This window comes from Stenotrophomonas pavanii (assembly GCF_900101175.1).
GTDB lineage: Bacteria > Pseudomonadota > Gammaproteobacteria > Xanthomonadales > Xanthomonadaceae > Stenotrophomonas > Stenotrophomonas pavanii.
In genome coordinates this window covers 43,267-66,950 of record NZ_FNFQ01000007.1, presented here as the reverse complement: position 1 = coordinate 66,950, position 23,684 = coordinate 43,267, and the positions used below count along the sequence as shown (strand labels likewise).

The following is a 23,684-nucleotide window of genomic DNA, read 5'->3' as shown; positions in this document are numbered from 1 at the left end:
GCGAAAACAGGGTAAAATGTCGCGCTTCCCCACATCTCGGGTATGCCGATGCTGCGCATCCAGGCTGAAGCACTCACTTACGACGACGTCTCGCTCGTCCCCGCCCACTCGACCATCCTGCCCAAGGACGTCAACCTCGAAACGCGGTTGACCCGAGACCTGAAGCTGAAGCTTCCGATCCTGTCCGCAGCCATGGATACCGTCACCGAAGCCCGCCTGGCCATCGCGATGGCACAGCTCGGCGGCATGGGCATCATCCACAAGAATCTCAGCCTGGAACAGCAGGCCGCGGAAGTGGCCAAGGTCAAGAAGTTCGAGGCCGGTGTCATCCGCGACCCGATCACCGTCGGCCCGGAAACCACCATCCGCGACGTGCTGGCCCTGACCCAGGCACACAACATCTCCGGCGTGCCGGTGGTGGGCAGCGACGGCCTGCTGGCCGGCATCGTGACCCACCGCGACATGCGCTTCGAGACCGAGCTGGACGATCCGGTCCGCCACATCATGACCAAGAAGGATCGCCTGATCACGGTCAAGGAAGGCGCCGCGTCTGACGAAGTGCTGCAGCTGCTGCACCGCAACCGCATCGAAAAGGTGCTGGTGGTCAATGATTCGTTCGAACTGCGTGGCCTGATCACCGTCAAGGACATCCAGAAGAACACCGACTTCCCGAACGCTGCCAAGGATCTGTCGACCCGCCTGCTGGTCGGCGCTGCCGTCGGCGTGGGTGGCGATACCGATCGCCGCGTGGAAGCGCTGGTCGCCGCCGGCGTGGACGTGATCGTGGTCGATACCGCGCACGGCCACTCGCAGGGCGTGCTGGACCGCGTCAGCTGGGTCAAGAAGAACTTCCCGAACGTGCAGGTCATCGGTGGCAACATCTGCACCGGCGAAGCCGCACTGGCGCTGCTGGACAGCGGCGCGGACGCGGTCAAGGTCGGCATCGGCCCGGGTTCGATCTGCACCACCCGCGTCGTCGCCGGCGTCGGCGTGCCGCAGGTCACCGCCATTGATCTGGTGGCCGAAGCCCTGCAGGACCGCATCCCGCTGATCGCCGACGGTGGCATCCGCTACTCGGGCGACATCGGCAAGGCGCTGGCTGCCGGTGCCTCGACCATCATGGTCGGCGGCCTGCTGGCCGGTACCGAGGAATCGCCGGGCGAGACCGAGCTGTACCAGGGCCGTTCGTACAAGAGCTACCGCGGCATGGGTTCGCTGGCTGCCATGGAGAAGGGGTCGAAGGACCGCTACTTCCAGGACGCCGCCACCGCCGACAAGCTGGTGCCGGAAGGCATCGAAGGCCGCGTGCCGTACCGCGGCCCGGTGGGCGGCATCATCCACCAGCTGATGGGCGGCCTGCGCGCCACCATGGGCTACGTGGGCTGCGCCACCGTCGACGAGATGCGCAGCAAGCCCAAGTTCGTGAAGATCAGCGGCGCCGGCCAGCGTGAGAGCCACGTCCACGACGTGACGATCACCAAAGAGCCGCCGAACTACCGCGCCTGACGCGGGCCGAGCAAAGAGGAACGGGGAAGCACTTCCCGTTCCTCTTTCTCCATCTGCCGCCGTAAATCTGATTTCGTTTTCCCTACTGCATTGCCGGGGCGCCATGACCAACATCCATAACGACAAGATCCTCATCCTCGATTTCGGCGCGCAGTACACGCAGCTGATCGCCCGCCGCATCCGCGAGCTGGGCGTCTACTGCGAAATCTGGGCGTGGGACCACAACCCGGCCGAGATCGCGGCGTTTGGCGCCAAGGGCATCATCCTGTCCGGTGGCCCGGAATCGACCACGCTGCCGGGCGCCCCGGCCGCGCCGCAGGAAGTGTTCGACAGCGGCCTGCCGATCTTCGGCATCTGCTACGGCATGCAGACCCTGGCTGCCCAGCTGGGCGGTGCCACCGAAGCCGCTGACCAGCGCGAGTTCGGCCACGCCGAAGTGAACGTCATCAACCCCGATGCACTGTTCAAGGGCCTGAGCGACCACGGCGGCGAGCCGAAGCTGAATGTCTGGATGAGCCACGGCGACCACGTCTCCGTTGCACCGCCGGGCTTCACCATCACCGCCACCACCGACCGCATTCCGGTGGCCGCCATGGCCAACGAAGAAAAGCGCTGGTACGGCGTGCAGTTCCACCCGGAAGTGACCCACACGCTGCAGGGCCAGGCGCTGCTGCGCCGCTTCGTGGTGGACGTGTGCGGCTGCCAGACCCTGTGGACCGCCGCCAACATCATCGACGACCAGATCGCCCGTGTGCGCGAACAGGTCGGCGATGACGAAGTGATCCTGGGCCTGTCCGGCGGCGTCGATTCGTCCGTGGTGGCTGCGCTGCTGCACAAGGCCATCGGCGACAAGCTGACCTGCGTGTTCGTGGATACCGGCCTGCTGCGCTGGCAGGAAGGCGACCAGGTGATGGCGATGTTTGCCGAGCACATGGGCGTGAAGGTGGTGCGCGTGAATGCCGCCGACCGTTACTTCAAGGCGCTGGAAGGCGTGAGCGACCCGGAAGCCAAGCGCAAGATCATCGGCAACCTGTTCGTTGAGATCTTCGACGAAGAGTCGAACAAGCTGAAGAACGCCAAGTGGCTGGCGCAGGGCACCATCTACCCGGACGTGATCGAGTCGGCCGGCAGCAAGACCGGCAAGGCGCATGTGATCAAGAGCCACCACAACGTGGGCGGCCTGCCGGAGCACATGAAGCTGGGCCTGGTGGAGCCGCTGCGCGAGCTGTTCAAGGACGAAGTGCGCCGCCTGGGCGTCGAGCTGGGCCTGCCGCGCACCATGGTCTATCGCCATCCGTTCCCGGGCCCGGGCCTGGGCGTGCGTATCCTGGGCGAAGTGAAGCGCGAATACGCCGAACTGCTGGCCAAGGCCGATGCCATCTTCATCGACGAGCTGCGCAAGGCCGACCTGTACGACAAGACCAGCCAGGCGTTTGCCGTGTTCCTGCCGGTGAAGTCGGTGGGCGTGGTGGGCGATGCGCGCGCTTATGAGTGGGTGATTGCGCTGCGGGCTGTCGAGACGATTGACTTCATGACGGCGCATTGGGCGCATCTGCCGTATGAGTTCCTCGGTACGGTGAGCAACCGGATCATCAATGAGTTGCGGGGGGTGTCGCGGGTGGTTTATGACATCTCGGGGAAGCCGCCGGCTACTATTGAGTGGGAATGAGTTGGAAGAACGAGGGCGCCGAGAGGCGCCCTTGTTGTTTGTCGTGTCCGCTATCCACGAGGCAAACAGTTGGCAGTGGGGCAGCTGTTCTCCCGAAGCAAACATCTGTGGCCGAAAGCAACCAAGCGAGCATGGCCCACTTCCGGTCCAGCCGACAAGCCGATGCGTCGACCGGTTAGATCCAATGTCAGCTGTGGACATTCGGCCAGGGGGCGAATGTACCTTCGCCTACGTTGGGCGGCGCTGGCATTGGTGGTGGACTGGCGCTCTTCGACGGATTTCAAGTGACCGAGTGAATCATCTGGGGTGGTGCTGCGGCCCCTGCCGACGGTTGGCTTCTCGGCCTCCGTCTTACCTGACACGATAAGGGAGTTTGATCCGATGCCGGCCGTCCGGGGGGGTATCAGACTGGCCGGCTGGGTCCGTTTATACGTCAGCTTGTCAGGGGGACCTAGGTTCCGTAATCTCCCACTAGAGCAAGGACGCGACACTCGAGGGAGTGTGGTGTCGGATGTATGGACCCACGGGTCTGCCTGCTCGGAACCTGGGGCCCATATGCCGCGATTCGGCAATCCGATAAATCTGAGTCCACGGCAATTCGAGCTGGCCGTCAAAGGAATCGTCGACGCGGCAGCCGAAGGGCTTTTCGAGTACGAGTCGAAGCACTTGGAGCGTCTAACGTCATCAGACGGAGAGTACGAGATCGATGTCGCCGCTCGATTCAAGGCGCTCGGTGCCAACTTTCTTGTGCTGATTGAATGCAAGCATCACAAGCGAAAGACAGAGCGGAAGGATGTTCAAGTCCTGCATTCGCGCCTTCAATCGTTGGGCGCGCAAAAGGGCATGATCTTCTCAACCGCCGGCTTTCAGGCGGGTGCCATTCAATTTGCCGAGCAGCACGGAATTGCCCTGTGCTACTTGGTAGAAGGAAAGAGCAATTGGTTTGCAAGGAGCGACGGTCCACCAACTCCGCCGCCGCCCTGCGTGCACATTCCTGAGTACATCGCGTGGTGGTGCAACGGAAGCTCAATGTCGCTCATGTCGGATGACAGGGCCGAATACACAAGGGCCGCGCTCGGATTGTCCCCGGATGAGGCCTAACAATTCGACTCAGCCGATACCGTCGCGCGGCGCACCACCTAACTCGAGTGTCGCCCTCTGCCCTCTCTTGGCCAAACGTGGACGCCTCGAGTCTATCGCAGGTTGAACAGGGCCAAGTCGGGGGTTTTGTGACTCAGTTGCATCCTGATTTGGATGGCCCAGATGCCTTTCAGCTTGAGCGGAGCCTTCTTGCCGATCAACTTTCCCTTGTTCCAGGGTTCTCGGGGCTGAGATGCGTGAAGAATAGTCATGTCCAACTCCTGTTGAAGGGGGTGTCAAGCTTCTCCTGCGCCGAGAAGTAGGTCGTAATGCGACCCAAAGCGGGCAACTACGCCACTAGTCCTTAAGCGCCAGGCAGCGAAAATTAAAGGCCGAGTCCCACGAGTCCCGAGGCGTTCGAGTTCGCGGCTGGTTGCGCCTTAATCCCCCAGATCTGGGCGCACAATCTTTCGAATTTTGTAAAGCTCATCGCTTACATCGTGAAGCCCTGATATGAAGCTATCCAAGAACTCATTCGTGACCTCGAAATACTTGTCTTTTGCATCTAGTCGACGAAGAAGGATCTGAGCCTTGGATGTGTTTGTGATAGGGTAGGAATGAATGATGTCAGAACGCTCGGAATTCAACGTCTGGAACAAGTCTGCGGCTGCTTGACCAATTGGGCCAATCTTTTGGTTATGAAATTTCGCTGCTTTTACAGATTTTCGGAATGCGTTAAGTATTTCGCCGCCCATCTTCCCCGTCAGCTCGGCTTTGTTAATCGTGGGGTCTAGATAACTGGCGATTTCCGCCATGAAGCTGCTAAGCGAGGCGAATGAATAAAGCGACACTCCCAGTCGAAAAATATAACCATCGTCGATTGGTAGCGATAGACGAGTAAGATCTCGAATTGCCTTTGTTTCGATTTCTGCCTTCATCTGGTTGTCTGCCATATAAGGGGTAGTTTCGTGGACTGTTTGTTAGGCTGCTCAATCCATCGAAAACTGATTCGCGTCTATTGCAATCTCTCGCATTGGGCTAACTATAAGCCGACAGGGGCAACTGCTCGCTAGTCGATCTCGTGCATTCCCAGATGCATGTCGAATATTCCATAGCTCGCGGCGATGGTCTGAGCCGACAATGCTATTGACTGCTTAAGTTTGTCGATCGCCCGCATGTCCTCATGCCCTAAGCATGCAAAATTCTGACCGGGAAGCCGCCGACGGTTCACGATCGCTGTGATTTGGCCGATCCGATCCATCACGAGTCGGAGGAAGGATGCGATAACGTCATCTTGGAACTCATGGTGCGCCTTAGATTTTTCTTTACGGTTCACCGTGCCCTTGCCTATCAGTTCAGTGATCTCATTCAAGCCTCGGGTCATATCGTTGACGTCACCCTCACAGGACATGAAGTGCCTCACCGCATTGCGACTGATGTATCCGAGCGCGATTCGCAGGCACTCCACGTCGTCGTATGGGTGAATCGAACCGTAATCAAGATGCCGGCGGATGGAATCCAGAATCTCTTGCACGGGGGCTTCATCGCCGAGATCCACCAAACGGTCGAGAAGAAACCCAGGGCCAATCACTTCGCAATACGTCGGCACTGCCGCCCGCTTGGTGTGCTCGCAGAAGCCGAAGATGTAAAGCTTGGCAAAGCTGTCTTTGATGGATGTTCCGTTGGGGGCCTTCTTCTCAAATACTTCGATCGTCTTCTTTACCTTGCTAGCGTTCGCCACCGAGGTGACCTGTACGGCGATGCCGCCATTCTTGATCCTATCGGCAGCATCAATCGCCGGAAAGTTCGTACGGAGTTGATCCGTTCGCACGAGATCGGCAATACCAAGCGATTTAAAGAACTGAATTGTCAAAACCTCTAATAGCCGTGACATATCGTTGAAGCCAGCATCTTTGCCTAATTCGATGCGGCGCTGCATCACGGCAATGTCCTGGCTCAGATTCTTTATGAGTGCTTCAAGCAAATTAGTTCACCTTCGGTCATGGTCGGCTTCAAGAGCAAGCTTCTGCGATTTCATGCAGTCTCAGCCGGTAATTGCCAAATAACACTTCCTGCTCGGTTAGCCTACCAGAAGGCCAGCCATCGCGAACGGCAGGAACTGGCCGCAGGGCGTCATGCGACCCAAAGCCGACATCCGCCGGAGCGCAACCTCTGCACCCTGCTAGGTCCAGTCATACGTTGGCTTGTTGGCCGGACCGAGCCGCTGTAAGATCGAGGCGTATCCAGGGGGATAGCCCGCAACACTGTGCGCTGTGAATAGGTCGTAGAACCGGACCAGTGACGCGGCTAAGACGTAGTTGGGGCTTATGGGAGAGTAGGCGGCAAAATGGGTGACAAGAAGAACCACAGCATGCCCGCGTGGGCGCTTCCGGCTCTTTCATGGCTGATCTCTTTCTATTTTCTTGTGGGATTTGTTGCGAACTCGGGCTTTCCGCCCAGTCGCAAGGTTCTTATGGGCGATGCGCTCTACGTAATCCTATGGCTGTTCTTCCTCTTCTTGCCGTTCTTTTCCAAGATCAAGATCGGCAGCTTCTTAGAGCTTGAGCGGCAGGTTGAGCAGGCTAAAGAAGAGCTGCGGGAGTTCAAAGCTGAAATCCGCAACAGCCTTTCGGTTCTTTCCACCAATGTAAACACCATCGGCAACATGTCAAACCATGTCACCGTCAACATTCCGGGGCTTCAGGAGCTGCGTGATGCTCGCGAAGCCGTTGAGAGAAAGGCGCCGCAAGCAACGGATGACGCTCGCGAAGTAGAGAAGAAGCTCATGATGCAGAGCGAGGACAGCACTCTCGCGCTTGCCAGAACCCGTATTGAAATCGAGCGGCATCTTCGCAAGATCCTTGGGAAGCGAGTCGCAATCACCGACCCGTACGAGCGGCCAAAGCTAATGGGTGCGCGGCAGCTGTTCGACTTGTTTTTGCGTGAGCATCCCGACATGTCCTACTTACGGCGGTCGTTCGACTACGTAACCCAAATCTGTAACGCGGCGATTCACGCTCAGCACGTACCCGAGGAGCAAGCCGAAGAAGCCTTAGCGCTGGGGGCCCAGATCATCGCCGTGCTCAATGACATTTCAGGCCAGGATCCATGGGATGAACCCTAACTATTCGTTCAAACCGACCACGCTTCGCGATGCGGCTTAATTCAGACGTCAGGCATCTCAGGAAAGGTCATGGGTGAATTCGAACCAAAGTGCGGCGAACTCTTTACCCGGCAGTACATCGCCCGGGGCGCTCCTAGCCAAGACAGTATTATGTTTCGGAACAGATTGGATGCCTACCTACAGGGTAATCATTACTCTGAGTATGCAAAGCTGGCGTCTTACCTTCGCCAAGAAGGCGGACTAATCATCAGCACGTTCTACTCAGACAAGTTCAACCTCACGTACTACAACTTCACTCAGTTCTTCACAGAATCACGCATCGAGTACGTCCTCTCGTCTATTACTCTCATATGGCGCTATTTAAAGGCAAGTGATAGGCAGCGGGTAACAAAGCCGGATGGGAGTACTGGCTACATCTTCCCAAAAGCCACAGCTTGGCGAGACTTTGTCAATCGCGCTCTGCGGGAAGAGAATGTTGGCTACATCTCGGACTCTGAGGGCGGCGTTCACTTTTTTGTTGATGAAGAGTTCGAACGCAATCGAGCATCAGCTCTCGCTTGCCTTGCCAATCCACGGCATGCCGCCGTACGCACAGCTTTCGAACAATCGCACGCGTATTTGGACTCCAGTCCACCCGACACGAAAGCTGCGGTGAGATCATCTTTTGAGAGCCTTGAGATCCTCGCCCGCCTTATTGATCCAGCAAGCAAGAATCTTAACCGTTGGATGGTTGAGAATAAGATCAAGCCCTTTCTCTTAGGTGCTGCAGTAAACGACACAGAACGCACCATGCTGGAGAAGTCCATGGATGGATTCGCCCAACTTATTGATGGAATACACTTATTTCGTCATGGCCAGGGAACATCCGACCCAGTTGCCCCTTCATTGGCCACTGCGGTGTTTGTCGTAGCATCTAGCGCTGCGGTCCTTCGGCTTCTGGCGCCAGTGGACCTCGCGTCAAGCAGGTGATGTCTAACCATTCGTTAAAGCTAAGCCTGCTTTGCGGTTTCGCGCGCGACCGGTCCGCATTGAGATAGTCAGCTTAACTCAGGCGTTGGTCGAAGTCCGCTTCTGGCCGGAAGCGGACATTGCTCGGTGTGATGCTAGACGAAATCTGCCGTGAGTATGCTCCGGCAAGCAATTCACTCCGGCCTAACCTCCCGACAAGCCCACTCAACCAACCCTCGGCAAGCCAGAAACAACCCATCGACCACCCCCTCATCCAAATGCCGTTCCGGCTCCGCTGCCACCCGGCAGCGGTCTGCCGCGTGCAGCAACTCCAGCACCGCGAGCGCCCCAACCATCGCGCGCTCGCTCCTCGCCAGGCTCACGCGCCGGCCGGGTGATACGTCATTCTCCGGCCAAGGATGCCCATCAGCTCCTTCGCAGCCGCGCATGCGCTTGAGGATACCGAGTAGGGAGTTCAGGTCGGGCAGGGGAGTGTCGTCGTTGATGGGCTCAACAACGGTGTACGAGGAGAAGGTGTCGGATTCGTTCATGGCGTCGGCTTCCGTGGCTGTGCTTAACAGCGCCACCGCGTAGCGGGGTGGCGGACGATGCGTGGCTGCAAACCGGGATGAAATAGCACCATAGACCGGTGGGCCCGAGGACCCCCACGCACCGCCCGCCAGAAAGGCCGACGGATTGCCCGCCGGCACCGGTTAAGGACGGTGCCGACGGGCAAGCGCAAACTACAGGTGCATCTCTCATCACGGGTTTGCAGGCCCGCTGCCACCCTTTTTCGGTGGCGAGCCATGGTGTTTACGCGGGCGCTTCGAATGCCAATAGAAATTCGCGAAGGAATCGCTGAATCCGAAAGCGAAGAACTATTGTTGCACGCACCATTCGTGCAGCACGCGACGCCAGCAGACGCATTCGCGCAGCCGCTCTGCTTATAGCGAAATCAAGTGGCGCAATCGCCCACGCCACAAGCAAATAGCGCGACAGCCTTCTTTACAACAGTTCTTAGTCCGCTTCGGCAGGCAGCGGCGCGCGACCGACCGCACATCCCGAAAAGCGGTTCAAACCCGACACCGTTAACAGGCCCCCGGCTTCAACCGGCGCCATTCTCAGCCGCATTCCCCACCAACAACTCAATCATCGCCCGCGCCGCCGCAGATTGCCGCCGATGCGGCGCATAGATCACCGAAAACGGCCGCGATCTTCCCCGCAACTGCGGCAGCACCTCCACCAGCTGCCCACGCTGCAAGCGCTCGCGCACGATGAATTCATAGCTCTGGCAGATACCGATGCCCTGTTCGGCCAGCGACACCACGCCCAGCACATCGTCGGAGGTCTCGATGGACGAACGCGGCAGCCAGTCCACGTCGCGCCCGCCGTCGCGGAAGATCCACGGCGCCAGCCGCCCGGTGCGCGGCATCACGAAGGGCAGGCACAGGTGTTGCTGCAGATCGTCCAGCGTCTGTGGTGTGCCGCGGCGCTGCAGGTAGTCCGGCGCGGCCACCAGCAGCAGCGGGGCATCTTCCAGCTTCCGCCCTACCAGCCCGCTGTCCGGCAGCTGGCCCAGGCGGATGGCCAGGTCGAAGCCTTCGGCCACCAGGTCCACGTTGCGGTTGGTGATGTTCAGTTCCACCTGCACCTGCGGGTACTGCTGCGCAAAGCGCGCCAGCACGGGCGGCAGCCGGTAGTGGCCATAGGTGGTGGGCACGCTCAGGCGCACGCGGCCGGCCAGCGCACCGTCCTGGGCCAGTACGTCGCGCTCGGCGTCGTCCAGCAGGCCAAAGGCGGTGCGCACCTGTTCCAGATAGAGCCGCCCAGCATCGGTCAGGCCCACGCGGCGGGTGGTCCGCTGCAGCAGCTGCCGACCCAACCGCGCTTCCAGACGGGTGACCGCGCGGCTCAGCACCGAGGGCGTGGTGGACAGCGCCACCGCGCCGGCGGTGAACGAGCCGTGCTCGACCACCGCCAGGAACACCTCCACATCGCCCAGGTAGTCGAACTTGCGGCTCATTTGGCTCTCCGGGGAACAGATGTTTTGCGATGGGGCCAATTTATCGCCGCTGGGGCGATGAATAAAGTGGCCGCCATTCCCCGATTAGGAGCTCCCCCATGAACCTGATGACCCGGCTGGCCGCAGCGCTGGCCCTGACCCTGGCCGCCAGCGGCACGCAGGCCGCCAACGTGCTGGTGGTGCTGTCCGATGAAAACCACCTGGACCTGAAGGACGGCAAGGTGCTGTCCACCGGCTTCTATCTCAACGAGCTGATGCAGCCGGTCAAGCTGTTGCTGGACGCGGGCCACGAGGTGACCTTCGCCACGCCGCAGGGGCGGGCGCCCACGGTGGATGCGTCCTCGGTGACGCCGGCCTACTTCGGCAACGATGCCGCGCAGCTGACGCTGCACAAGGATCTGCTGGAGAAACTGGCGCTGACCTCGCCGACGGCCTCGCCGGTGGTCAGCCTGGCGCGCATCGAGCAGCAGGGCTACGCGCGTTTCGATGCGGTCTACATTCCCGGTGGCCACGCGCCGATGCAGGACCTGCTGAAGAGCCCGGCGCTGGGCCGGCTGCTGGCCGACTTCCACCAGCGCAATAAGACCACCGCGCTGGTCTGCCACGGGCCGATCGCGCTGCTGTCCGCGTTGCCGGATGCGGCGGGTTTCGTGGCAAAGCTGGAGGTGGGTGCGATGCCGGCCACGCCGAAGTGGATCTACAGCGGCTACCAGATGACGGTGATCAGCAACCAGGAAGAAGAGCAGGCCAAGCCGCTGCTGGGCGGCGGTGAGATGAAGTTCTACCCGCAGACTGCATTGCAGCGGGCGGGTGCGACGTTCAGCAGCAACACCACGCCGTGGACCGGGCATGTGGTGGTGGACCGCGAGCTGATTACCGGGCAGAACCCGGCGTCGGCGCTGGAGGTGGGGCAGCGGTTGGTGGAGCGGTTGAAGTAGGGCGGGGCCTGCACCGCAGGCTGCCAGCCTTGTGGGCCGAGGGGCCAGCGCCTCGGCCTGTCTGTGGGCGGCAGAGAGGGAATCAGCCCTTCGCGAGCGCTATTCCTGACAGATCTTCAATCTGGGAAAGCGCGTGACGCGTCGCGGTCCAATCGCCGGCGTGCCTGATCGCCACGCCTCCGGCGGCTGTCCAGGCATCACAGTTCTCTTTGAAGTCATCGATCAGAACATCGCCCGGCTGGTGCATGAAAAGAGGCTTGTGCCTGCCGCCGAGCACAGGCAACACCAGGCAGGTTGCTGACAAGTGTTCGCGAACCCACTGTCGCTTCTGCATCGCGGCGAGCGGATAGTTCGATTTCGGGCAGGCTGTGAGAATCACCGGGTTCAAGTGGTGGATGCTGTGGAAAAACTCCACTGCACCTTGCATCGGCGGAAGGTCGCGGAAGAATGACGGGTGGTTGTTGATGTGCCCCCACATTTCATCGTCGGCAAGCACGCGGTGGTCGAGGCCAAACAGGGCGGGAAATGCCGCGTCGAAGTCGGCCATGACACCATCAAGGTCTACGTAGATGGTGCGTCTGGATGCACTCGATCCACCTATGTGCTGGTTGGCGAGCGGGGCCATCACCGGCATGGTCTTCACATCATCAGCGTTCATTTGCGCGTTCTCCTTTCAAGAGTGGGCTTTCTTCTTCATCGGTTCCCCAGTAGCGGGGCAAAGTGCTTGGTGATTGCGACAGATATGGCAGCAATCGCGATGCCGCTGGCGTCGGTCCGGGGCGAAAGAGTGATGGCCTGCAACCCCGCCAATGCGGAACGCCAGAGTGCCTTCTGAGTCCATCAGGCGCAGCTGCAGCGGGGCGGTGTACCGCGCCGTAACAACACAATATGGGCACCACCAACCAGAATTGAAACTGAGATGGACATCGCCTCACGGCAGATGCCGTAATCGGCACGCTTGAAATGCGGTATACATCGCGGCGATTCTTCAAAGGCATGCCGAGTGGCTGCTCTGGCCGTTGGCCAAGAGGCATGGCCCCAGCAACTGGCTCATTTCGCCAACCAACAAGTAATCTGGCGCGCTGGTGATTGGATAATCCCAAAGCGCTACGGAAAGGCCGAACGGGGATATGCCTGTGGCGCTCGTTCCAGGCTGATCCAGGAACGTCACTGAACATGGATGTCCAGGCGCACTCAATATATCACGCTGACCAGCGCCAGCGGCTTGAACCCGCTCGATCTCCAGCCGTTTGATTGGGCAGGGCAAGGCCGGCATGGCACCATGATGGGCTGGCCTCGTCCTTCCGGGCGGGGCCGTTTTTCCAGGGAAGCCCACCAACACGACATGCGAACGTCCATCCTCTTCACCTTCTCCGCCCTGTGCCTTGGCCTGCTGTCTGGCTGTGCCAGTGGCCCGGAGGAGCACGCTTCTACCCGCGAGATCACCAGCGCGTTCGTCGCCGACGACGACCAGCTGTACCTGCTGCCGCGCTATGACGAGCCGATGCGCTTCAATGTCGCGCCGTTTCGCGAGTACCGGGCGCTGATGGACAGTCCGCTGCGCGAGGCCGTGGCCTGCGCGCAGATGTACTTCCATGAGGATTGGCGCGACCCGGCCAATAAGGCCAAGGTGCATGGCAGCTATGCGCTGCTGCTGCGGCCGGAGCAGGTAACGGCAGAGCAGGCCGCGCGGTTCAAGCTGGAGCGGATTGAGGTCCCCCCGCGTGAGGCCAAGGCAGTGGAGGAGCGGTCGCGCTACTACCTGCCGATGGACCGGACCCGCTACGCGCTGGCGTTTGACCGCGCCTGCAATCTTTCAAGGAAGGGCGGCAGCTACTACAGCGCGCTGTTCGAGGGCGACGGCGAGCGGGTGAAGTTGCCCGATGCTGCGGCACTGGCAGAGAAGGGGAAGCTGACACAGCCGATCAATGCGCGGGCGCAGCGGATCCTACCGGAGAGGGAGGACAAGCCGGGTGTCGGTTCGGCGGCCGGCAAAGTGCTGGGCGCCGCCTTGGTGCCGGTAGCGGTTCCGGTGTTTGTGTTGAGCCTGCCGTTCCTGGCGCCGGATCACTGGAAGTGATGGGGAGCTGAGCAAGAGGATCCACGTGCGGCGTGGATCCTCCGCTGGCCAGCCATCAGGTGGAGGCGCTCAGGCCTCCATCTCTACAGCCTGTTCACCCGCTTCCACGCGCTGCAGTCGGGCCTTGAAGTAGGCGGCAACCTGCGGATCGGTCGCGTATACGTAGCAGCCCTTCATCCCTCGGGTCATCAAGGTGCGGTAGGTGTTCTTGATGATGGTGTCCGCAAGCTCGGCGGCGTGTGCGGGATGAGCCGTTGACAACTTCACGAATCCCTTCATGGTCTTGTCGTGCCGGTCCCGCGCGCGAGGCACGGTCTTGAGCGCGCCGTCTTCCATGACCAGGTCTGGCCCGATGATCACCCCGATGTAGTCGACTTCCAGCCCCTGGCAGGTATGGATGCAGCCTACAACCGAATCTGGCGAGATGATCCAGAGGCTTCCGTCGTCGTTGAGGTTCCATTGCCGCCGGTAGTTGCCGATGACAATGTCCATCTCCTTGCTGTTCTTCTTGCTGTTCCACGGCCAGCAATAGCCAGCCACTACGCGGGCGCGGTTGCCGGTGTTCCTGGCTTCGATGGCGGCATGCAGCGCGGACGGATCATCGAAGATCTGGAAGTCGTAGCTGTTCTCGTCCAGCGTTGTGTTTGCGGTGGGCCTGATCTGCAGCACGTCATCCAGCCATGCGAGATAGCCGTCGGAGCCTGCACAACGGAACTGCGAGGATAGGACGTACTCCTCCACTGTCGCGCCACGGGCGATGGCGAAGTCTCGAATCGCTTCTTTGGTACCGACATCCTTCAGCGTGACGCGCTGGTCCTCGTCAATGAAGAACACGCTGCAAAGTGCGGCGTTGATCAATTCCTGAATCTGGTGCGTACCGAGGTTGCCGTAGAACCCGCTCTTCTCGGTAAGGCGGTGTGCCTCATCCACGACCAACACGTCGTACGCGTTCTGCGCCGATTCGGTGAACGAGCCGGAGCCGCCAAAAAGATGCACCAGATGGGCGTTCTCGGGCTTCTGGATGAGCGTGTTGCTGTACACGGCGCGAGGCGCGGCATTCTTGGAGATGTACTTGACGGTCAACCCATCGCGGAGCGCCGCGAGCAGGTTCACCGCGACAATCGACTTGCCCGTGCCTGGGCCACCTTCAACGATGACGACACGGGGCTTTCCGCTTGCGTGCGCTTGGGCACACGCAGCCTTGGCGGCTTCAAATACCTGCTTCTGCTCATCGAGCAGCGCAAAGGCACTGTTTCCCCTCAGCAGCCTGTGTACATCGTCGGCGAGCGCTTTGGACGGGCGGATTCGGCCATTCTCCAGCTCGGCAAGCACAGACGCGCCATCGCCCTTGCAGGTGTACTGACTGATGAAGCCACGCAGCCTTTCCAGATCCCCGCTGCTCTTCAGGAAGAGTGGGGCACGTTCGATGTAGGCCCGGTAGTGCGGCGAGTCGATGACACCGTCCGGCACATAGTTATGCAGGTAGGCGCAGGGATGGAGCTGGAGCTTTCCATCATGGACCGCTTCGTTGAAACCTTCGAGAAACGCAGCGTAGGACCACGCCTGATAGCTGGGGTGGACGAGTGGCTGCCCTTCACGAAGCTCTACGATGGCATCGCGCTTGGTCGACTTGATGGCAGACCACTGCTTGAGCTCGATGATGATGACATGGGGCGCCCCGTCCTCGGCGCGACCGGTCAAGACGACGTCGATGCGCTTCCTTGACTGAGGAAGAATGAACTCCACTGCCACGCCGACGTCGTCGGGAACGGAGTGGTGGGTGAGCGCGCGCGCGACGTACCGAAGGGACTCGCGCCAGGAACGTATCTCGGACTCGCCTACGTCGCCCTTTGTCGCCGCCTTGAAACTGGCGCGGATGACCTCCTCAATCTCTTCATCGTTGCATTGACGAAGGAAGGACGCCTTGTCTGCCTGGTAGACGATCATGGCTGCGACAGCTTGTTGTACTTGGTGCTGACACCTCGCGAGAGGTCCACCGGGTACTTGGCGGCATTCATAACCAGCTTGCTGCTGACGGCTTCATTCAGGTCGATCCCGAGTACGTCCGACAGCCGGATGAGGTACAGCGCTACGTCGGCGATTTCATCGCGTACGGCGTTGGCGGTGGCTTCAGAGGACGCTGCCTTGAAGGAGTCGGCCTCCGTCATCCACTGGAAAATCTCGTTCAGCTCTCCAACTTCACCAGAGAGGGCCATGACAAGATTCTTGGGGGAGTGGAACTGTGCCCAATCACGGGCTTCGGCGAACTCCCTGAGCGCCTGGGCAGCGCCCCGAACCTCGACGAGAGGGTGTTCCATGGCATGGCCTTATACGACAGAATTGGGCCAATTCTACCCATGCCATTGGGGCGTAAGCGACATTTCGCCCAGTGACATCTGGCGGGTAGTGAGGGCGTAGAAGAGCCCTTGTCGGCGAAGCCTGCATTCGAAGGCCATTAGTCGGGGCCACGACAGCGGCTACACTCACGGCCTACCCCCGATGGAAGCTCACCCATGTTCAGTGGAAAGGTTGCGGTGGTCACCGGCTCCACCAGCGGTATCGGTCTTGGCATCGCCACCGCGCTGGCGCGGCAGGGCGCGGACATCGTGCTGAACGGCTTCGGCGATGCGGCGGAAATCGAACGCATTCGTTCCCGGTTGGAAACCGAGTTCGGCGTGCGGGTGGCGCACGATGGGGCCGACCTGTCTCGTGGCGAGGCGGTGCGCGGGATGATCGACCGCGCTGTCGCGACGATGGGCCGCATCGACATCCTGGTGAACAATGCCGGCATCCAGCACACCGCATCGATAGAGGAGTTTCCTGTCGAGAAGTGGGATGCGATCCTCGCGCTGAATCTCTCGGCCGTGTTCCATGCCACGGCGGCGGCCTTGCCGCACATGAAGCAGCAGGGCGCCGGTCGCATCATCAACATCGCATCGGTGCACGGGCTGGTCGGGTCAGTGAACAAGTCGGCCTATGTGGCGGCCAAGCATGGCGTGGTGGGGTTCACCAAGGTGACCGCGCTGGAGAACGCCGGCACCGGCATCACCGCCAATGCCATTTGCCCGGGCTGGGTGCGGACGGCGCTGGTCGAGCAGCAGATCACCGCGTTGGCCGAGCGCGAGGGCACGGATCAGGAGTCGGCCGCGCGTGCGCTGCTGGCTGAGAAGCAGCCGTCGTTGCAGTTCGTAACGCCCGAGCAGCTGGGTGAGATGGTGGTGTTCCTAGCTTCGGACGCGGCGGCGCAGATTACCGGAACGGCGCTACCGGTGGATGGGGGCTGGACGGCGCGCTAGCTGGCTGGCTGCGCCTTACGCTGCAGCATCGGCAGTGCCACCAGTGTGGCGAGTATGGTGAACAACACCAGCGACGAGCCGACCGTGCCGAAGCCCAGGCCGCCCTTTTCCAGCGGCTTGGTGAGCAGGTCGCCGAAGGTGGCGCCGAACGGACGGGTGAGCACGAAGGCGATCCAGAACAGGATGACCCGATTGATGCCCTTGATGCGGCTGGCCAGTGCAGTGAGCGCGATGAGGCTGCCGATCAGCAGTGCGCCCCCGGTGAAGCCCAGCCCGGAATCGTCGGCGAGGAAGTCGCCCAGCGCGGTGCCGAGTGTGTTGGAGAACAGCACGGCGGTCCAGTAGAAGCCTTCGGCGCGGCGCGATTCGATGTTGCTGACCGAGATCGATTTCTCCGACATGCGCCAGGCCAGCAGCACCAGCGCCAGGCAGCCGGCCAGCAGGCTGGCGCCGGTGGCGTAGCCCAGGCCTAGAGTGCGGTCGAGCAGGTCGGACATGGTGGTGCCGGCGGTGCTGGTGGCCAGCACCACTGACCAGAACAGCACCGGGTGGAAGCGCCGCGCCGACAGTTGCAGTGCCAGCAGGCCAGCGAAGATCGTCAGCAGGATCGCCGAGCTGGCCACGTAGCCCAGGTTGAGCGTCATCGACAGCAGGTCGCCCGCAGTCTCGCCGAGGGTGGTGGCGGCGATCTTCATCACCCAGAAGCCGAGCGTGACCGCCGCCACTTTGCTGTGCAGGGAGTCTGCGTCTGAAGCACTCATGGAACGTCGCCTGGGGAGCCTGCGGGCGATGCTGTGGTGGCGGGCGTCGGAGCGCGGTCGGAACCGGGTTCGGTGAGGGTGAGCGTGGGGCTGGCGTTCAGCCCGCGCTGGCCGAGACCGAAAGGCGCGCCAGCAGGGTGTCCCAGTCGGCCACGAAGCAGCCGTCGCGGCCGCGGTTGCATTCGGTGATCCAGGCGTCCAGCGATTCGCTCTGCGCGCGGTAGCGGCTGACATCGCCCATTACGGCGAAGTGCAGGCGGTAGTTCACCAGCATCTGCAGCCACTGCCCGGCCATCCCGGAGCGCAGCTCGAAGAAGTCCGGAGAGAGGCGTTGCACCGGAATGGCGATCCACTCGGCCTGGTGCCCGAGGGCATCGCCGACCAGGTCGCGCAGGGCGTTGGCATCGAGTGTCGGGCCCTGCGGCTCGATGCGCAGGAGACGGATGGTGCCGATGTACTCAATGGAATCATTCATGCCGGAGGCTCTGCAGTCGACGCAGCCGGGCGAGGATGTCTTCGCGCAGGCCGGGGATGTAGTGGTAGGCGTCTGCCAGCAGGGTGACGTCCGCCGTCGGGACGAGCCGTTTCATGCGTTCGGCGGCGGCAGGGGTATCGATGAGGGCATCACGCGCGCCCATGACAAGGGCTGCCGGTGGATGCAACGTAGCCAAGCGCTCGTCGCTGATGCGGGGAATGCGCAGCGGACGTGGCCGGACCTCGGCACGGATCAATGCCAGCAGGTCGAGCAGCGGCTGCGCACGTGCAGGTGCACGCAGTGGCGCGGGGCCCATGACCGCACGGCGCAGGCGCTCACGCCCCCATCGGCCAAGCAGCAACAGTGGGAGCGCCTTGAGCAGGAATGCACGCTGGCGCCCGATACCCGAGGGGCTGACCAGGACCAGTGCGTTAACCCGGGCAGGCCTTCGCAACGCGTAATCCATTGCCAGGAAACCGCCGAAGGACAGGCCCACGAATGCAGCGCTTTCCACGCCGAGTGCGTCGAGGACATCATCCAGCCATTGCGCATGCGCATCGCTGTCCAGCGCAGGTTGCGTGCCTTCGCTGAGACCCGGTTCGCCAATGATGTCGACGGCATGCACGCGGTAGTACTCGCTCCAACGTGCGGCATCGAACATCCAGCTGGCGGCATTGCTGAGGGTGCCATGCAGCAGCACCAGGGCAGGGCCGTGTTCGGGGCCGCAGCTGACCACAAATGTCGAACCGGCGCGGGTGGCGAGATGGTGCGATTCGTGTGGTACCGGCCAGTCCGAAAGCACTTGGCGGTAGGCGGCAAGTACGCGCTGGGTGGGAATGCCGGGGCGCTGCCGCTTCATGCGCTGCGGTCCTGCAGCAGACGCTGCAGGCTGACCAGCAGTGCCGTGGAACCTGCCAGGCCACCGATCACGATCAGCTTGAGCACATCGTGCTCAGGCGAATAGATCGTCTCCATGCGCAGCGGCTCATCGTCGGCCTCTCGGCCGGTGACGCGCGCATGCAGGGCACGGACCAGGTCGGCGGCACGTGCCGCACCGCATCCGGGAATATCCACCACCGTGGTCATCTGTGGGCGCGCAGCGAAGGGCTCACGCACGGTGCCGGTGAACATGTCGAGGTCTTCAGCGGTGATGCGATAGGACTTGCCGATGCGGGTCGCGCGCAGTTGGCCGCTACGGATATGCCGCAGGACGGTTTTGGGGTGCAGGCTGAGCTGCTGGGCAGCCTGTTCGACGGTTAGCAACGCGGGGGACATATCGGAACTCGAGAACCATTTGCTCCCTATTGTTCCATGAAATGCAATTTGTGGGAGTGATTGGGTATTGGACGGCGGCGGCGACCGGGGGCCATCTGCCCGGTGCCGCTCGCGCGGGCCAACCATCCCGACGGCTACGCTGGCTTCGCAAACACATCCAATCCCTTGCCGGTTTCCAGCAGCGACTTCAGGCTGGACAGCACAATCGGCCAGCCCTGGCGGATGCCGGTATCCATGCCGCTGCCCGGTTCCAGCTCCTCATGGGTCACCGTCAGCCGCACCATGTCCTGGTAGGGCACGATCTCGAAGGTCACCCGGCTGTAGGCGTCCGGGTCGTCGGCCTGCGAGGCGGCGGCCCAGGTGATGACCAGCCGCGAGGGCGGGGTGCTCTCCACCACCTCGCCGACCAGCTCGACCGAGCGCGTTTCGTTGGCGCGCACGTGCTGCCAGCGCGAGCCGGGCTTCCAGTCCGAGACGTTCTCGTGGCCCCAGTAGCGGCTGGCGATCTCGGGGCGGGTGATGGCCTCGAACACCTTCTGTGGCGTGGAGGCGATATAGATCACGTGGATGAAGCGGGTAGTCTCTGCGGACATCGTCATTCTCCTTCCAGTTCGCGTTTCAGGTCATGCAGCAGGCTGAGGCGCTGCTGCTCGAACTTGCGTACCCAGCGCTCGTAGACTTCATGCAGCGGCACCGGGTTGATGAAGTGCAGCTTCTCGCGGCCGCGGCGTACGGTGCTGATGAGGTTGGCGTCTTCCAGCAGGCCCAGGTGCTGGGTGACCGATTGCCGGGCCATGTCCAGGTGTTCGCACAGCTGGCCCAGCGTCTGGCCGTTGTCCTCGCAGAGCAGGTCGAGCAGCGTCCTGCGCGTAGGGTCGGCCAAGGCCTTGAACACCTTGTCTGCATTCATGCGGGATGTCTTCAGTTCCAGTTGTCGATCCTGATGTCGTGCGGGTTGGGCTGGCCCTTGCCGGTTTCCAGTAGGGCCTTGAGGCTCATCAGGAACACCGCCCACTTGGTGCTGCAGTGGGAGGTGAACTCCACGCGTTCCTTCCAGCCTTCGTGGGTGAACAGCACGATGCAGTAGTCGCCTTCCTGCTTCAGTGCGAAACGCGCATGCGTGCCGATCCACTCGGCGGGGCCGGCGAGGAACTTCCAGAGCACCAGCTCGCCGGGAATGAGCTGTTCCAGCTGCATTTCCATGGCGCCGATTTCCTGGCCGTTGTTGGTGAAACGGACCTTGACCGTGCCGCCGGTCTCACGGTCGCCGTGGGTGTCTTCAGCCCACCAGGCCGCCACGCCTTCGGGGGTGGCCAGGGCCCGGTGCACCTGGCTTGCGGGGGCCTTGATGCCGACCCGGTGTGCGATATCCACCATTGCAGGTTCCTCGCGATGGGCAGGCAGGCGCCGCCCTTGGGACGGACTATATGCAGGTAAATGCCTGCATGTCAAATCCAGCCCATGGCGTTGCGACCGTGGTAGTGCCGGCCACTGGCCGGCATGCCAGTGGCGTTGGGTGACTGCAGTTGCCGGCCAGCGGCCGGCACTACCGGGGCGATGCGTCAGCTCTCCGCGTCCTGCAGGGCGGCATGCAGTTTGTCCGTGATGCGCTGCAGGGCGGCCAGATCATCGGCGGAGAGATGGTCGAGAAAGTACTGGCGGACGCCGGCGACGTGCACCGGCCGTGCCGCGCGCAGCTGTGCGTGACCTTCTGCGGTCATGCGGATCAGCACGACGTTGTCGCTGTCGGTATCGCGCTCGATCAGCCCGCGCCCGGCCATGCGGGTCAGCTGGTGCGAGAGGCGCGTCTTGTCCCATTCCAGGTAGTCCAGCAGTTCGCGCTGGCGGCGGCAGCGATCCTTGGCCTGGCTCAACTCCATCAGCACGATGAAGTCCGCTTTGGACAGGCCTGTGCTGCGGGTGATGTCCTGGACGATGCGGCCGGAGGTGATCTCGGCCATGCGCCGGAAGCCGCGCCAGGCGGCCCATTCGTCGGGGGTGATGCGGGGAGGGCTCATGGCCCCACGTTGCCGCGACAGGGTTGACATGTCAACAACCCGGGTCTAGGGTTGACGTGTCAACTCATCTGGATCGCGCCATGCAACCCCCTTCCCGCATCGCCATCATCGGCGCAGGCCCCGCTGGCCTGACCGCTGCGCTGATCCTGTATCGCGGCGGCCACCGCGTGCGCGTGTACGAGGGCGAAGCGTCCGGGCAGCAGCGCACGCAGGGCGGCACGCTGGATCTGCACGACGATTCCGGCCAGGTGGCGCTGCAGCGCGCGGGCCTGCTGGAGGCTTTCCGCGCAGTGGCGCGCCACGAGGGGCAGGAGGCGCGAACGGGCGATCCGTGGTCCGGGTTGATCACCACCGGTGGGTTCGGGCCGGAAGGGAGCAAGGACAAGCCAGAGATCGACCGTGGCGATCTGCGCCAACTGCTGATGGATGCGCTGCCGGCGGACGCGGTGCAGTGGGGCCACCGCCTGACCGAGCTCGTCCCTGCACAGGCGGGCGGCCACCGCCTGCGCTTCGCCAACGGCGTGGAGCACGAGGCGGACATCGTGATCGGTGCCGATGGCGCGTGGTCGAAAGTGCGCGCGGCGTTGAGTGCGTGCCAGCCGCTGCCAACCGGCATTACCTTTTTCGAGGGTTGGATCGAGCGGCCAGCAGCCGACATCGCAGCGATGGTCGGGCAGGGCAGCCTGTTCTGCTTTGGCGGCGAGGAGGCCCTGTTCGTGCAACGCAACAGCCGTGATCGGCTCTGCGTGTATGCGGCGCTGAAGCGCTCCTCCGAGTGGCTCGATGCACGGATCGCGCAGCACGGCATGCGGACGCTGGTGACAGGCAGCTATGCCGGGTGGGCCCCGAATCTTCGGCGCGTGCTGGACGCCTGCGCAGACTTCGTGCGGCGGCCGATCTACAGCCTGCCGGCGGATTTCCGCTGGACCCCGCGCGATGGCGTGACCCTGGTCGGCGATGCGGCGCATCTGATGCCGCCGGTGGGCGTGGGCGTGAACCTGGCAATGCTGGACGCGTCGGATGTGGCGATGGCGTTGTGTGCGCAGCCGGATGCGATCAGCGCCCTCCGTGAAGCGGAAGCGCTGGTCTGCGAACGCGCCCGCGCGCTGATGCCGGATGCGATCGAGGGGTTCCAGCGCTGGTTCATTACCGAAGGGGCTGCTGACGGCGGTTGCTGATCGCTTCACTGGCAGTCGGCCGGTTGCCGCAGTGCCCAGGTCGTGCGAATGCGGTGCCGGTCTTTCCGCGCGAACTCCCGGGGGCTTGACAGGCGAGTCTACCAACTAGTAGATTGAATGCATGAAGGAATCGCTCTCGCCCAAGGCCCAGGAAATCCTGGCCCACGCCCGCGCGCTGCTGGAGGCCGGTGGCTACAACGGCTTCAGCTACGCCGACGTGTCGGCGCGGGTGAACATCAGCAAGGCCAGCATCCATCACCACTTCCCCAGCAAGGCGGACCTGGTGCGCACGGTGGTTGAACTGTACCGGGCCGAGGCGCGCGAGGGCCTGGCGCTGCTGGATCGCCAGCTCGACGACCCGCTGCAGGAACTCAACGCATATGTGGAGTACTGGTCCAGCTGTATTGCAGGGGGGACGTCCTCGTTCTGCATCTGCGCGATGCTGGCCGCCGAGGCGCCGATGATTCCGTCGGAAATTGCCGAGGAAGTGCGTGGACATTTCGAGGACCTGAGTGGCTGGCTGGCCCTCACCCTGGAAAAGGGTGCGGCGCTTGGGCAACTGCGCCTGCAGGGGTCGGCGGCGGACGAGGCCAAGGCCTTCATGTCATCGGTGCATGGCGCGATGCTGGCCGCGCGCGGTTTTGGTGACGCGGCGACCTTCGCTGCGCTGGCACGGCTGGCCATCGCGCGGGTGAGCGCGGCGACCTGAACGATGTGTGGTGGGCCTGCGGCGACGCGGGCCTTCTTTTTGAGTCCAATACCTACCTACTAGTAGGTTCATACTTTCCCGGAGATACGTCCATGTCCCACCCCCTGTCCACGCTTGGCGTGATCCATACCGCTGTCAGCCTGATCCCGGTGTTGAGCGGCCTGTATGCCTTCATCCGCCATCGCGCAATCGATCCCGCCACGCGCGCGGGCAAGCTGTACCTGGTGGGGCTGGTGCTGTCGGTGGCCACCTCGTTCACCGTCTCCAGCACCGGGGGGCTCAATCCGGGCCACGCGTTCGGGGTGGTCGTGCTGCTGGTGGCATTCGGCGGCGTTCTGGCCGCGCGGCTGCGCTGGCTGGGGCGCGCCGCGCGTTACCTGTCGACCTTCGCACTGTCGTTCAGCTTCCTGCTCTCGTTGGTGCCCGGCGTCAACGAAACGCTGACCCGCTTGCCGGCAGCGCATCCGATTGCAGCGGCGCCGATGGCCCCGGTGGTGCTGCACACCCTGCTGGCCTGCCTGGTGGTGTTCGTGATCGGCTTTGCCGCGCAGTGCTGGAGGCTGCGAAACCGTGCCTTGGCAGGACGATCCTGAGACGCCGCCGG

Annotated in this window: 26 protein-coding genes; 11 read left to right on the top strand and 15 right to left on the bottom strand. The window is 62.4% G+C overall.

Annotated features, from left to right (window positions below):
- Window positions 1-48: 48 nt before the first annotated feature.
- The 3 genes from guaB (at window position 49) to BLS66_RS12995 (ending at window position 4,276) form a co-directional block, all read left to right on the top strand.
- Complete coding sequence (gene guaB, locus BLS66_RS13005) at window positions 49-1,506, top strand: IMP dehydrogenase (RefSeq protein WP_074726109.1); 1,458 nt, start codon at window positions 49-51, stop codon at window positions 1,504-1,506.
- A 103-nt stretch (window positions 1,507-1,609) separates the two neighbouring features.
- Complete coding sequence (gene guaA, locus BLS66_RS13000) at window positions 1,610-3,175, top strand: glutamine-hydrolyzing GMP synthase (protein WP_074726035.1); 1,566 nt, start codon at window positions 1,610-1,612, stop codon at window positions 3,173-3,175.
- Between the two features lie 555 nt (window positions 3,176-3,730).
- Window positions 3,731-4,276 carry a restriction endonuclease gene (locus BLS66_RS12995; protein ID WP_074726034.1) on the top strand — a complete coding sequence of 182 codons (546 nt, stop codon included), beginning with the start codon at window positions 3,731-3,733 and terminating at the stop codon, window positions 4,274-4,276.
- A 419-nt stretch (window positions 4,277-4,695) separates the two neighbouring features.
- Here BLS66_RS12995 and BLS66_RS20590 read toward each other — a convergent pair whose 3' ends face one another.
- Window positions 4,696-5,208: a hypothetical protein gene (locus BLS66_RS20590; protein ID WP_208596522.1), complete on the bottom strand. Its 513-nt coding sequence runs from the start codon at window positions 5,206-5,208 to the stop codon at window positions 4,696-4,698.
- Window positions 5,209-5,324: 116 nt separating this feature from the next.
- A complete protein-coding gene (locus BLS66_RS12980; protein WP_074726032.1) occupies window positions 5,325-6,239 on the bottom strand; it encodes an SMEK domain-containing protein in 915 nt (304 codons plus the stop codon).
- Window positions 6,240-6,602: 363 nt separating this feature from the next.
- Between BLS66_RS12980 and BLS66_RS12975 the strand changes: the two genes are divergently transcribed.
- Both BLS66_RS12975 and BLS66_RS20585 read left to right on the top strand, forming a co-directional pair.
- On the top strand, window positions 6,603-7,379 hold the full coding sequence (locus BLS66_RS12975) for a hypothetical protein (RefSeq protein WP_143025162.1): 777 nt from the start codon (window positions 6,603-6,605) through the stop codon (window positions 7,377-7,379).
- Between the two features lie 69 nt (window positions 7,380-7,448).
- A complete protein-coding gene (locus BLS66_RS20585; protein ID WP_143025161.1) occupies window positions 7,449-8,348 on the top strand; it encodes a hypothetical protein in 900 nt (299 codons plus the stop codon).
- A 173-nt stretch (window positions 8,349-8,521) separates the two neighbouring features.
- Here the strand turns inward: BLS66_RS20585 and BLS66_RS12970 are convergent, their stop codons facing one another.
- A complete protein-coding gene (locus BLS66_RS12970; protein WP_074726030.1) occupies window positions 8,522-8,878 on the bottom strand; it encodes a hypothetical protein in 357 nt (118 codons plus the stop codon).
- A gap of 554 nt (window positions 8,879-9,432) precedes the next feature.
- Window positions 9,433-10,350, bottom strand: a complete 918-nt coding sequence (locus BLS66_RS12965) for a LysR family transcriptional regulator (protein WP_074726029.1) — start codon at window positions 10,348-10,350, stop codon at window positions 9,433-9,435.
- 98 nt (window positions 10,351-10,448) lie between these two features.
- On the opposite strand from BLS66_RS12965, the gene BLS66_RS12960 reads away from it, so the two are divergent.
- The gene (locus BLS66_RS12960; protein ID WP_074726028.1) at window positions 10,449-11,288 is read left to right on the top strand and encodes a type 1 glutamine amidotransferase domain-containing protein; all 840 of its coding nucleotides are present in this window, start codon (window positions 10,449-10,451) and stop codon (window positions 11,286-11,288) included.
- Window positions 11,289-11,370: 82 nt separating this feature from the next.
- Here BLS66_RS12960 and BLS66_RS12955 read toward each other — a convergent pair whose 3' ends face one another.
- Window positions 11,371-11,946, bottom strand: a complete 576-nt coding sequence (locus BLS66_RS12955) for a 5' nucleotidase, NT5C type (protein ID WP_074726027.1) — start codon at window positions 11,944-11,946, stop codon at window positions 11,371-11,373.
- Between the two features lie 687 nt (window positions 11,947-12,633).
- Between BLS66_RS12955 and BLS66_RS12950 the strand changes: the two genes are divergently transcribed.
- Entirely contained in the window at window positions 12,634-13,368 is a 735-nt protein-coding gene (locus BLS66_RS12950) for a hypothetical protein (RefSeq protein WP_074726026.1), read from the top strand.
- A 69-nt stretch (window positions 13,369-13,437) separates the two neighbouring features.
- On the opposite strand, the gene BLS66_RS12945 is transcribed toward BLS66_RS12950, so the two are convergent.
- Window positions 13,438-15,315, bottom strand: a complete 1,878-nt coding sequence (locus BLS66_RS12945; RefSeq protein ID WP_074726025.1) for a DUF2075 domain-containing protein — start codon at window positions 15,313-15,315, stop codon at window positions 13,438-13,440.
- The gene (locus tag BLS66_RS12940) at window positions 15,312-15,686 is read right to left on the bottom strand and encodes a nucleotide pyrophosphohydrolase (protein WP_057494069.1); all 375 of its coding nucleotides are present in this window, start codon (window positions 15,684-15,686) and stop codon (window positions 15,312-15,314) included. The genes BLS66_RS12945 and BLS66_RS12940 overlap by 4 nt, the downstream gene beginning before the upstream one ends.
- A 195-nt stretch (window positions 15,687-15,881) precedes the next feature.
- On the opposite strand from BLS66_RS12940, the gene BLS66_RS12935 reads away from it, so the two are divergent.
- Window positions 15,882-16,664, top strand: a complete 783-nt coding sequence (locus BLS66_RS12935) for a 3-hydroxybutyrate dehydrogenase (RefSeq protein ID WP_074726024.1) — start codon at window positions 15,882-15,884, stop codon at window positions 16,662-16,664.
- Here BLS66_RS12935 and BLS66_RS12930 read toward each other — a convergent pair.
- From BLS66_RS12930 to BLS66_RS12895, 8 genes are all read right to left on the bottom strand, one after another.
- A complete protein-coding gene (locus tag BLS66_RS12930; RefSeq protein WP_074726023.1) occupies window positions 16,661-17,425 on the bottom strand; it encodes a COG4705 family protein in 765 nt (254 codons plus the stop codon). The genes BLS66_RS12935 and BLS66_RS12930 overlap by 4 nt on opposite strands.
- A 97-nt stretch (window positions 17,426-17,522) precedes the next feature.
- Window positions 17,523-17,900, bottom strand: a complete 378-nt coding sequence (locus tag BLS66_RS12925; protein ID WP_074726022.1) for a DUF4180 domain-containing protein — start codon at window positions 17,898-17,900, stop codon at window positions 17,523-17,525.
- The gene (locus BLS66_RS12920) at window positions 17,893-18,759 is read right to left on the bottom strand and encodes an alpha/beta fold hydrolase (protein WP_057494065.1); all 867 of its coding nucleotides are present in this window, start codon (window positions 18,757-18,759) and stop codon (window positions 17,893-17,895) included. Before BLS66_RS12920 ends, BLS66_RS12925 begins: the two co-directional genes overlap by 8 nt.
- Window positions 18,756-19,175 (bottom strand): helix-turn-helix domain-containing protein, encoded by a 420-nt coding sequence (locus BLS66_RS12915; RefSeq protein ID WP_049471224.1) that lies wholly within the window; start codon window positions 19,173-19,175, stop codon window positions 18,756-18,758. Before BLS66_RS12915 ends, BLS66_RS12920 begins: the two co-directional genes overlap by 4 nt.
- A 134-nt stretch (window positions 19,176-19,309) precedes the next feature.
- Window positions 19,310-19,768: an SRPBCC family protein gene (locus BLS66_RS12910; protein WP_074726021.1), complete on the bottom strand. Its 459-nt coding sequence runs from the start codon at window positions 19,766-19,768 to the stop codon at window positions 19,310-19,312.
- A gap of 2 nt (window positions 19,769-19,770) precedes the next feature.
- The gene (locus BLS66_RS12905; protein ID WP_005416268.1) at window positions 19,771-20,085 is read right to left on the bottom strand and encodes an ArsR/SmtB family transcription factor; all 315 of its coding nucleotides are present in this window, start codon (window positions 20,083-20,085) and stop codon (window positions 19,771-19,773) included.
- Window positions 20,086-20,096: 11 nt separating this feature from the next.
- On the bottom strand, window positions 20,097-20,552 hold the full coding sequence (locus BLS66_RS12900) for an SRPBCC family protein (RefSeq protein ID WP_074726020.1): 456 nt from the start codon (window positions 20,550-20,552) through the stop codon (window positions 20,097-20,099).
- Window positions 20,553-20,737: 185 nt separating this feature from the next.
- The gene (locus BLS66_RS12895) at window positions 20,738-21,193 is read right to left on the bottom strand and encodes a MarR family winged helix-turn-helix transcriptional regulator (RefSeq protein ID WP_049471232.1); all 456 of its coding nucleotides are present in this window, start codon (window positions 21,191-21,193) and stop codon (window positions 20,738-20,740) included.
- Window positions 21,194-21,273: 80 nt separating this feature from the next.
- Between BLS66_RS12895 and BLS66_RS12890 the strand changes: the two genes are divergently transcribed.
- From BLS66_RS12890 to BLS66_RS12880, 3 genes are all read left to right on the top strand, one after another.
- Window positions 21,274-22,371, top strand: a complete 1,098-nt coding sequence (locus tag BLS66_RS12890) for an FAD-dependent oxidoreductase (protein ID WP_074726019.1) — start codon at window positions 21,274-21,276, stop codon at window positions 22,369-22,371.
- A gap of 121 nt (window positions 22,372-22,492) precedes the next feature.
- On the top strand, window positions 22,493-23,080 hold the full coding sequence (locus BLS66_RS12885; RefSeq protein ID WP_074726018.1) for a TetR/AcrR family transcriptional regulator: 588 nt from the start codon (window positions 22,493-22,495) through the stop codon (window positions 23,078-23,080).
- A 92-nt stretch (window positions 23,081-23,172) separates the two neighbouring features.
- Window positions 23,173-23,673, top strand: a complete 501-nt coding sequence (locus BLS66_RS12880; protein ID WP_058982594.1) for a hypothetical protein — start codon at window positions 23,173-23,175, stop codon at window positions 23,671-23,673.
- Window positions 23,674-23,684 lie beyond the last annotated feature (11 nt).